Source organism: Pseudoalteromonas sp. SR41-7, from assembly GCF_014163935.1.
Lineage (GTDB): Bacteria > Pseudomonadota > Gammaproteobacteria > Enterobacterales > Alteromonadaceae > Pseudoalteromonas > Pseudoalteromonas distincta.
The window spans coordinates 279,510-289,410 of the sequence record NZ_JACJEF010000004.1 but is presented as its reverse complement, the minus strand read 5'-3'; the positions used below and the strand labels follow the sequence as shown (position 1 = coordinate 289,410).

Genomic DNA, 9,901 nt, shown 5'->3' with positions numbered 1-9,901 from the left:
GCAACGCTTCTGTTTATTTAATTTCTTTGCTAATAAAACCACTTAAAGATCTATTGCACAAAGAGAAGAGAAAGAGAAGTAAATGAGAAAACACAAGTCGTGCTTTATTAACAAGACTTAGCCTTTTTACTACCTCTAAAAGCGCAGCGTCTCTTAACCTCTTTGTGAAAAAATTACTTTTTACAGGCTTTGTGCCCGTCACGCCAACAAGTTGTGCGTCTACAGGTTAATCTTATTCGGTATTAAATTTCGGCTGAAGTAGTGAAGCTTGCTTACGCGAGAAGCAACGCTTCTGTTTATTTAATTTCTTTGCTAATAAAACCACTTAAAGATCTATTGCACAAAGAGAAGAGAAAGAGAAGTAAATGAGAAAACACAAGTCGTGCTTTATTAACAAGACTTAGCCTTATTACTACCTCTAAAAGCGCAGCGTCTCTTAACCTCTTTGTGAATAAGTCGCTTATTACGGGCTTTGTGCCCGTCACGCCAACAAGTTGTGCGTCTACAGGTTAATCTTATTCGGTTTTAAATTTCGGCTGTAGGCGTAAAGCTTGCTTACGCGAGAAGCAACGCTTCTGTTTATTTAATTTCTTTGCTAACAAAACCACTAAAAGATCTATTGCACAAAGAGAAGAGAAAGAGAAGTAAATGAGAAAACACAAGTCATGCTTTATTGACAGGCTTAGCCTTATTACTACCTCTAAAAGCGCAGCGTCTCTTTACCTCTTTGTGAATAAATCGCTTATTGTGGGCGTGAAGAAACTTTAATAATTATTCAAATCATATAAACAAAAAAGCCCCGCTATTTATTAAATAGCGGGGCTTTTTAATGAATGTTAGTTATTAATCAACACTCATTGTTTTAGTCATTGCAGAACTTGCACGACCAGCAGGTTTGATTGAACCTGCACGTAAACCACTGTCTGGAACTAGTTCACGTTTATCGTGAGCCATTGCTACAGACGTATGTTTCACTTCGCTATCAGCTACAGGAGTCGGTTGTGCCATTGGCGCACTTGCAGACCCTTGAGTAACCGCTGTTTTAACATGCGGTGCTGATTTTTCAGTTTTCACTTTTGCTTCAACTTTAGCAGGCTCTTCAGTTACTACTGATGTTTCAGCTTTAGCAGACTTTTCAGTTGCTACTGGCGTTTCAACTTTAGCTGGCTCTTCAGTTGCTACTGGCGTTTCAGCTTTAGCAGGCTCTTCAGTGGCTACTGGTGTTTCAGCTTTAGCAGGCTCTTTAGTTGCTACTGGTGTTTCAACTTTAGCAGGCTCTTCAGTGGCTACTGGTGTTTCAACTTTAGCAGGCTCTTCAGTTGCTACTGGCGTTTCAGCTTTAGCAGGCTCTTCAGTTGCTACTGGCGCTTCAACTTTAGTAGGTTCTTCAGTGGCTACTGGCGTTTCAACTTTAGCCGGTTCTTTAGCTTTTACTGGCTCTTCTACAGCTTCAACTTTTGCTAAGTCTTCAACAGCAACGGCTTGTTCAACTTGTTGCGACGCATCTACCGGTGTTTCTTCTGATTTAGCTTTAAGTTCTGCTTCGTATTCTGCAGCAGCTTGATCAGCAACTGGAATAAATGCAGGGGCTTCATCAGATTTAACTTCTGCTTCACCTTCAGGGCGACGACGACGTTGACCAGATGCACGAAGATGACGAGGAGAGCGACGTGAACGTGTACGTGTTTGCTCTTGTTCGTCTTCTGTAGTTGCTGTTTCATCGTTAGAATCAACAACATCAACTTTCTCTTCTTTAATGTGAGCTGTTTTTTCTGCCGGAGTTTGCTTTTCTACAGCAGGAGCTTGCTCTTGAACTTGTGGAGTTTCAGTTACAGCCGTTTGCTCAGGTGCTTGCTCTGTTGAGTTAGCTTGCTCAGCTTTTTCATCTTGCAGACGTACTTTTTTACGTATGTTACGACGTTGACGGCGAACTTTAGGCTTCTGTTCTTTAGGCTCTGCAGCTTGTGCTGGCTTAGAATCAGTTTCTACTTCCGCCTTTGCAGGGGCTTCAGTTTTAACTTGATCTTTTTCTTGGTTTTTATGCTCTGGGCGCTTACGAGAGTTAGGATTACGACGGCGCTTGTTGCGGTTCTCGCTTCTCTCTTGAGTCTCGGTGCTTGCTGCTGAGTCAGTTTTAGCTTCCTCTTCAGCGGCTGGACGCTCATTGCGCGGCTTGTTAGTGCGTGGGTTATTATTACGACGGCGTTGATTGTTATTACGACGACGATTATCGTTACCACGACGTGCATTATTGCGCGTTTCTTGCTGCTCTTTTTCTACAGCTTCTTTTTTCTCTTCTTCAGATTCACTTGCAAATAACGACTTAAACCAATTACCAATAGCAGCTAGTAAGCCACCTTCAGTTTTAGTTTGTGCTACCGCAGCAGGCTCTACGGCTTTAGCTGGCGCTGCTTGTGGAGCAGGAGTAGAAGGCATTACCACGCCTTTTAGCATCGGCTCTTCACGGACTGGCGTACTTGGAGATTTTGACATCTCGAATACTTCAGGCTCCGGTGCAACAACTTGTCCGTAACTTACAGTTTCAAGTGTTTCGTCTTTACGTAAGCGCATAACTTCATAATGTGGTGTTTCCATATGTTGATTTGGAATGATCACTACGTCACATTTATGATGTTTTTCAATGCGATGAACACTACGACGTTGCTCATTTAATAAATAAGCGGCAACAGCAACAGGCACTTGTGCATTTACTTGTGCTGTATTGTCTTTAATTGCTTCTTCTTCAATTAAGCGAAGAATTGAAAGTGCTATTGATTCGTTTGAACGAATAGTACCTTGGCCACTACAACGTGGACATGGGCCTTGGCTTGCTTCACCTAATGAAGGACGCAAACGCTGGCGCGACATTTCAAGTAAACCAAAGCGTGAGATTTTACCAATTTGAACGCGAGCACGGTCTGGGCGCGCTGCATCTTTTAAACGATTCTCTACTTCACGTTGATGGCGTGGAGGAGTCATATCAATAAAGTCGATTACAATTAAACCACCTAGGTCACGAAGACGTAATTGACGTGCAATTTCATCGGCCGCTTCTAAGTTTGTATTAAGTGCTGTCTCTTCAATATCGCCGCCTTTAGTTGCCTTAGACGAGTTGATATCTATAGATGTCAGTGCTTCAGTAGGGTCAATTACGATTGAACCACCAGAAGGAAGACGTACTTCACGCTGGAATGCAGACTCAATTTGGCTTTCAATTTGATAATGTGTAAATAAAGGCGTGTCACCTTGATAAAGCTTAACACGGCTCATAAAGTCAGGACGAAAACGCTCAATGTGCGCTTTAGCTTCTTCAAAAACACGTGGTTTATCAATTAAAATTTCGCCAATGTCACGACGTAAATAGTCGCGTATTGCGCGGAAAATCACGTTGCTTTCTTGGTGAATCAAAAACGGTGCTTTAGCACTATCGGCTGCTTGTTTAATTGCATCCCAATGTACTAATAGTGCTTTTAAATCGTAGTTAAGTTCTTCAAATGACTTGCCAACACCCGCTGTACGAACAATTAAGCCCATGCCTTTAGGTAGTTCTAAACGGCCTAAAGCTTCTTTAAGTTCAGTACGCTCATCACCTTCAATACGACGAGAAATACCGCCAGCACGAGGGTTATTAGGCATAAGAACTAAATAGCTACCAGCAACGCTGATAAAAGTAGTTAACGCTGCGCCTTTTTGGCCGCGTTCTTCTTTATCAACTTGTACTATTACTTCTTGACCTTCTTTTATTACGTCGCGAATGTTAGGGCGACCATGAAAAGTGTAACCTGCAGGGAAGTAAGTACGTGCAATTTCTTTTAAAGGAAGGAAACCATGGCGGTCAGCACCGTAATCAACAAATGCTGCTTCAAGAGATGGTTCAATGCGAGTGATTTTGCCTTTATAAATATTGGCTTTTTTCTGTTCGTGACCTGGGCTTTCGATATCTAAATCATAAAGGCGCTGGCCATCAACCAGTGCTACGCGCATTTCTTCTTGCTGCGTTGCATTGATTAGCATACGTTTCATATTGTTACTCTACTTATTTATGTCGCTGACATGACGATGTTTTTCTCGCCTGTTCAGTTGTCCCTATTTTTAGAATGTGCAGCCTCACGACTGGGTCTTTAACGGAACGGCTCTGTATCTCGTATGCAGTATTTTAAATGCTGGCAAACAATAGCGATTATTACCGCTATTAAATTCTTAATGGTGCTAAAACTGTCGGCTTTTCAGCTACGTTTACAAGTTTTACCCAGAAGTCGGCCTGTCATATTAATCTTACTAAATATCATTCATATTAGGCGCGTAGGGCTCATTAAGTTGGTGAGCAATACATACTGATGTATCGCTAATATCCGTTTTAAGAGCAAAAATCGCTGCCGATGTTAATGAACGCTTATTTATTAGATTTTTTTAATTCTAAATAAGCTGCTGTACGGTACTACAATAATTGAGCTAGTGCTGAACGACGTTTTTTACGTCGTCACTATCAGACAAATTATCTGTTCATTGCTTTCTCTAGCACATTAAAAATCGCTTCATGTTCAAACTTAACCAGCAATATATTACGCGCATTGCCGTTAATTGATCGCACGTGTTAACTGAGGAGGCATAAAAGCTTTGGAAAACTTAACTCGGATCTGTATGATCGGCTACCCAGAATGTGCATCACGAATGTTTTAATGTGTTAAAAAGCACCGTTGTTATTTGCAAATACTAAATATTTGCGCTGCTGATTATCCCACTATTATTACAGTGTTAGCAACTAAATTATTTTACTTAAATTAGTGATTAGGCAATGTCAGAAAAAAACGACTTACAAGTAACTTATGTCACGATCAATGAAGACCATTTAGGTCAGCGTATTGATAACTTTCTTATTACCCATTTAAAAGGGGTGCCTAAAAGCGCTATTTATAAACTTTTGCGCAAAGGTGAGGTACGCGTTAATAAAAAGCGTATTAAGCCTGTATATAAACTACAGCTTGACGATGTACTGCGTATTGCACCTATCAGAGTTGCTGAGCGTGAAGAGTTTGTACCATCAAAATTAGACAAAGTAACTCGCCTAGAAAACGATATTTTATTTGAAGATAAATACCTTATCGTCATAAATAAACCTTCAGGTATGGCTGTTCATGGTGGCAGTGGTTTAAGTTATGGTTTAATTGAAGCGCTGCGCGCGCTTCGCCCAGAAGAGCGCAATCTTGAGCTAGTTCACAGGCTTGACCGTGATACATCGGGCTGTTTACTTATTGCAAAGCGCCGTTCGGTGTTAACAGCATTGCATGAACAGCTTCGTGAAAAAACCATGGAAAAAAATTACTGGGCACTTGTAGAAGGGCAGTGGGACTCTAAAACTAAAAACGTTACCGAAGGGCTGCGTAAAAATACACTTAAATCGGGTGAACGCGTAGTACGTGTAGATAACACTGAGGGGAAGCCTTCGCATACGCGTTTTAAAGTACTTGAACGTTTTAACGATTGCTCACTTGTACAAGCATCTCCTGTTACAGGACGTACGCACCAAATTCGTGTTCATACGCAATGTAAAGGTCATCCTATCGCGTGCGATGATAAATACGGTGACCAGGGATTTGATGAATCTATGCGTAAAGTTGGGTTAAACCGTTTATTCTTACATGCACACGATTTAAGTTTTTATCATCCTAAAAACGAAACAACGATGCGTATTGAAGCGCCCCTTGATAAAACGCTTAAAAATACATTACTAAAATTACGAGACGCAAAACAGTGATTGCAGTGACGCCGATTAAAAAATATAAGCTCGTCATTTTTGATTGGGATGGCACCGTTATGGATTCAGTAACTAAAATAGTTAACTGTATTCGTAGTAGTGCTGAGTCACTTAATTTAGTGTCACCAAGTGATTTAGCAATTAAAAATATTATTGGTATGTCGCTTGAAAAAGCAATTGATGTTTTATTTCCCGATAATGTCGCGCAGCATCAAGCGCTAATTAAAGGGTATAAACACCAATATAGTGTTGATACCACGCCAACTCCTGTATTTGATAATGTTGTCAGCGTTTTAGGTGCCTTAAAAGAGCAAGGCATTGTTTTAGCGGTTGCAACAGGTAAAGGTCGAGATGGATTAGAGCGTTTGCTTGATCAAAGCCAACTTAGACATTTTTTTAGTGCAACACGTACAAGCGACGACGCACTGTCTAAGCCCTCTCCAAATATGCTGTATCAATTACTTGAAGAACTTGGCATAAGTGCTCAAGACGCTGTAATGATTGGTGATACCCAAATAGACATGACAATGGCAAAAGCTGCAGGCATGGATAGAATTGGCGTAACAATGGGTGTACATAACGCACAGCAGCTAAATAAGCTTAGCCCTGTTGCAACAGTAGATAATTATCTGCAATTGCAACAGGTTTTGCTTGGCTAATTTATTTAATTAGAACTTGTTTTGAGCGGTAAGCACATCAATACCAAACTCAGCCAGTAATTGGCTGAGTTTAATTAATGGTAATCCAATTAAGCTATTAGGATCGTCTCCGCTTAGTTTTTCAAATAAACAGATACCCAACCCTTCACTTTTAAAGCTGCCAGCACAGTTATAAGGCTGCTCTGCGTCGCAATAAGCACTAATTTGTGCATCACTTAGGGTTTTAAACGTCACATTAAAAGGTTCTACGCAGGTTTTTTTTGTTCCAGTTACAATATCGTAAACACAAAGCCCAGTTAAAAATGTTACAGTATTACCGCTAAATAAATTTAGTTGTTTTAGAGCATTTTGTTTATTGTGCGGTTTACCTAAAATTTGATTATTAAACACAGCGACTTGGTCTGATCCAATTGCTATCCCTTTTTTAAAGTGTTTATTAGCTGCTGAGGCTTTTAACTCACTTAAACGCTTAACCAGTTCAGTAGGTGTTTCGCATTCAAGTGCTGATTCGTCAACGTCGGGTGAAAACGTATCAAAGGGTAAATTAAATTTTTGTAATAAAGACTGCCTAAAAGGCGAGCTTGACGCTAAAATGAGTGGAAGCTTCATGGACTGTTTTCCTACGATAATTCAGATTGAGTTAGGATAAATCAGATCCGAGAGTAAAACACGTTAAAAACCAAGTAAAAATGGTTTTTTACTTTGACTAACAAACTAACTATCTATATGATGCAGCCCCTATGCAAAAGGTGAAAATTCCCATCACTCTTCATCCAGGCAAAGCAGCGCAGCACCGTTTAAAGTATGACGGAATTGTACCGCTTGAAAAACTTACTCGTTTAGAGAAAGTTGTGCAGGAAGAAGTAGGTGAAATAGCGGTAAAAATACATTGCAAAAACGATGATCAAGGTTTCGCTGTGATTAGAGGCAATTTGTCCACACATGTTACTGTCATTTGTCAACGTTGTAATGGTGATTTAGGGTTGGATTTGGTTCAAGACTTTGCATATTCACCAGTAGGTGAAGATACAGAGTTAGATATTTTTCCTGAAGACTACGACGAAGTAGCACTTGATGAAAATGGTGAAGTTAACGTTTTTGATTTAATTGAAGACGAACTAATTTTAGCAATTCCATTAGTGGCTACCCACAACGAAGCTTCATGCAGTTATTCAGCAAAGCCTGCCAGCTTTGGTGTATTAAAGGCGGAAGATGATAAACCTAATCCATTTGATATTTTGAAACAACTTAAGAAAGATTCTTAGGAGAAGACTATGGCTGTACAAAAAAGCAAAAAGTCTCGTGCAAGACGCGGCATGCGCCGTTCACACGATGCGATCAGTGGTCCAACTTTAACTGTAGATCAAACATCTGGTGAGACTCATCGTCGTCACCATGTGACTGCAGATGGTTACTACAAAGGCGTTCAAGTAATTTCTAAATAAGAGATTACTTATATGCTGAAAGATCTAACCATAGCGTTAGATATGATGGGGGGCGATTACGGCCCCCGTTCATCTATTCCTGCTGCCGTTCATGCGGTGAACGCTCATGCCAATTTAAGTCTCATTTTATGTGGCAATGAAGACGTTATATCTAAAGAACTCGAATCCCTCGATTCTTTATCTCATCCAAGACTCATAATTCGTCACTGTAGTGAAATAGTCACTAACGCCTGCGAACCTGCAATTGCTGTACGTTCAAAAAAAGATTCATCTATGCGTGTTGCCCTTGATTTAGTTAAATCGGGCGAAGCACAAGCGTGTGTTAGCTCAGGTAATACCGGCGCTTTATTTTTTATGGCTCACTACGTATTAAAAATGCTGCCAGGTGTTAAACGTGCCGCACTCATTTCATCTGTTCCTACAGAAAGCCAAAACCCAGTATATTTACTCGACTTAGGTGCTAATGTGCATTGCGATGCGCAAATGCTCTATCAGTTTGGCATTATGGGCTCTGTAGTTGCTGGTCAAGCACTTGGCTGCGATAACCCTCGCGTTAGCTTATTAAATATTGGCGCTGAGGACATTAAAGGCCACGACGACATTAAACAAGCTGCACAATTGATGCAGCAAAGCCCACATATTAATTACATTGGTTATAGCGAAGGAAGTGATATTTTTTCTGGCAAAGCTGATGTTATTGTATGCGAAGGGTTTGTGGGTAACGTGGCGCTTAAAACATGCGAAGGCATTGCCAAGCTTATTATGAATAAGTTTACAGCTGCGCTCGAAAAGCACCTTTTGTATAAATGTATGGCGTTTATATTGCGTCCAATAATAAAAAAACTCTATAAAAGGGTGAACCCCGACCAGTATAACGGTGCTTCTCTGGTAGGATTGCGCGGTATTGTCGTTAAAAGTCATGGAAATGCGTCAGCTAAAGCATTTCAAGCAGCAATTGATGAAGCGGTAAAAGAGGTTGAACGTCAACTTCCTGATAAAATAGCCGCTATTTTCGAAAAAACACATTCTAAAGACACGGCGGTTAATCAATAATTGATGTGCCGTGTATTTCATTATTTATTTGTTTAATTAAAAAGAGCAAAGTATGGCACAAAAAATTGCACTTCTATTCCCAGGTCAAGGCTCGCAAAGCGTTGGTATGTTACAAGAGCTACTAGAGAGTTCTGACATTGTTAAAGCAACATTTGCAGAAGCATCAGATGCACTGGGTTACGACTTAGCAGAGCTAGTTCTTAATGGCCCAGAAGAAAAATTAAATCAAACTCATCGTACACAACCTGCATTATTAACTGCAAGTGTTGCTATTTACCGTGATTGGCTTGCAGCAAACCCAGATGCAGACGTTGTTATGGCGGGGCACAGCTTAGGTGAATATTCAGCACTAGTATGTAGCGACGTACTAAGCTTGAGTGAAGCTGTTAAGCTTGTTGAAAACCGTGGTTTATACATGCAAGAAGCTGTACCTGCAGGCGTAGGTTCAATGGCTGCGATTATTGGCTTAGGCGATGAAGAAATAAAAGCGGCATGTGCTGCCTCAGCGCAAGGTGAGGTTGTATCTCCAGTTAACTACAATTCTCCTGGTCAAGTTGTTATTGCAGGGCATAAAGCGGCAGTAGATAGAGCATCACAAGCATGTAAAGATGCTGGTGCTAAACGCGCATTACCACTTTCGGTTAGCGTACCTTCACATTGTGAACTAATGAAGCCAGCTGCTGATAAGCTAGCGGTAGACTTGGCCGCTTTAACATTTAATACACCTAAGTGTGATGTAATTAATAACGTTGATGTAAAAGCTGAATCGACCGCTGATGCAATTAAAGATGCACTAGTACGTCAACTATACAGCCCAGTTCGCTGGACAGAAACAGTACAAGCCTTGGTTGCACAAGATGTAACGCAAAGCTACGAATTTGGTCCTGGTAAAGTATTAACAGGGCTTGCGAAACGAATTGATAAAGCAATGGTTTGTGGCTCAGTAAACGATGCCGCTTCAATCGCTGCAGCTAAATAAGAGTATATAA

General features: G+C 40.7%; 8 protein-coding genes. 6 read left to right on the top strand and 2 right to left on the bottom strand.

What is annotated here, in order from left to right; genetic code table 11:
• Nucleotides 1–843: 843 nt before the first annotated feature.
• Nucleotides 844–4,023 carry a ribonuclease E gene (rne, locus tag H5092_RS07580; RefSeq protein ID WP_182733245.1) on the bottom strand — a complete coding sequence of 1,060 codons (3,180 nt, stop codon included), beginning with the start codon at nt 4,021–4,023 and terminating at the stop codon, nt 844–846.
• A 772-nt stretch (nt 4,024–4,795) separates the two neighbouring features.
• On the opposite strand from rne, the gene rluC reads away from it, so the two are divergent.
• Together rluC and H5092_RS07570 are read left to right on the top strand one after the other, a co-directional pair.
• Nucleotides 4,796–5,755 carry a 23S rRNA pseudouridine(955/2504/2580) synthase RluC gene (gene rluC / locus H5092_RS07575; protein ID WP_024596136.1) on the top strand — a complete coding sequence of 320 codons (960 nt, stop codon included), beginning with the start codon at nt 4,796–4,798 and terminating at the stop codon, nt 5,753–5,755.
• Nucleotides 5,752–6,414: an HAD-IA family hydrolase gene (locus tag H5092_RS07570; protein WP_182733244.1), complete on the top strand. Its 663-nt coding sequence runs from the start codon at nt 5,752–5,754 to the stop codon at nt 6,412–6,414. The genes rluC and H5092_RS07570 overlap by 4 nt, the downstream gene beginning before the upstream one ends.
• A gap of 9 nt (nt 6,415–6,423) precedes the next feature.
• Here the strand turns inward: H5092_RS07570 and H5092_RS07565 are convergent, their stop codons facing one another.
• Complete coding sequence (locus H5092_RS07565) at nt 6,424–7,023, bottom strand: nucleoside triphosphate pyrophosphatase (RefSeq protein ID WP_182733243.1); 600 nt, start codon at nt 7,021–7,023, stop codon at nt 6,424–6,426.
• 131 nt (nt 7,024–7,154) lie between these two features.
• Here H5092_RS07565 and yceD point away from each other — a divergent pair, with 131 nt between their 5' ends.
• The 4 genes from yceD to fabD are packed head-to-tail and all read left to right on the top strand — an operon-like array spanning nt 7,155 to nt 9,891.
• Nucleotides 7,155–7,679 (top strand): 23S rRNA accumulation protein YceD, encoded by a 525-nt coding sequence (yceD, locus tag H5092_RS07560; protein ID WP_007375269.1) that lies wholly within the window; start codon nt 7,155–7,157, stop codon nt 7,677–7,679.
• A gap of 9 nt (nt 7,680–7,688) precedes the next feature.
• Entirely contained in the window at nt 7,689–7,859 is a 171-nt protein-coding gene (gene rpmF, locus H5092_RS07555; protein WP_002962381.1) for a 50S ribosomal protein L32, read from the top strand.
• 12 nt (nt 7,860–7,871) lie between these two features.
• Nucleotides 7,872–8,912 (top strand): phosphate acyltransferase PlsX, encoded by a 1,041-nt coding sequence (gene plsX, locus H5092_RS07550; protein WP_002962380.1) that lies wholly within the window; start codon nt 7,872–7,874, stop codon nt 8,910–8,912.
• A 52-nt stretch (nt 8,913–8,964) separates the two neighbouring features.
• Nucleotides 8,965–9,891 (top strand): ACP S-malonyltransferase, encoded by a 927-nt coding sequence (gene fabD, locus H5092_RS07545; RefSeq protein WP_039490050.1) that lies wholly within the window; start codon nt 8,965–8,967, stop codon nt 9,889–9,891.
• Nucleotides 9,892–9,901 lie beyond the last annotated feature (10 nt).

Coding starts and splice junctions, on each gene's coding strand:
- rne (WP_182733245.1), bottom strand. CDS start 4,023: ATGAAACGTATGCTAATCAATGCAACGCAGCAAGAAGAAATGCGCGTA.
- H5092_RS07565 (WP_182733243.1), bottom strand. CDS start 7,023: ATGAAGCTTCCACTCATTTTAGCGTCAAGCTCGCCTTTTAGGCAGTCT.
- rpmF (WP_002962381.1), top strand. CDS start 7,689: ATGGCTGTACAAAAAAGCAAAAAGTCTCGTGCAAGACGCGGCATGCGC.
- yceD (WP_007375269.1), top strand. CDS start 7,155: ATGCAAAAGGTGAAAATTCCCATCACTCTTCATCCAGGCAAAGCAGCG.
- rluC (WP_024596136.1), top strand. CDS start 4,796: ATGTCAGAAAAAAACGACTTACAAGTAACTTATGTCACGATCAATGAA.
- plsX (WP_002962380.1), top strand. CDS start 7,872: ATGCTGAAAGATCTAACCATAGCGTTAGATATGATGGGGGGCGATTAC.
- fabD (WP_039490050.1), top strand. CDS start 8,965: ATGGCACAAAAAATTGCACTTCTATTCCCAGGTCAAGGCTCGCAAAGC.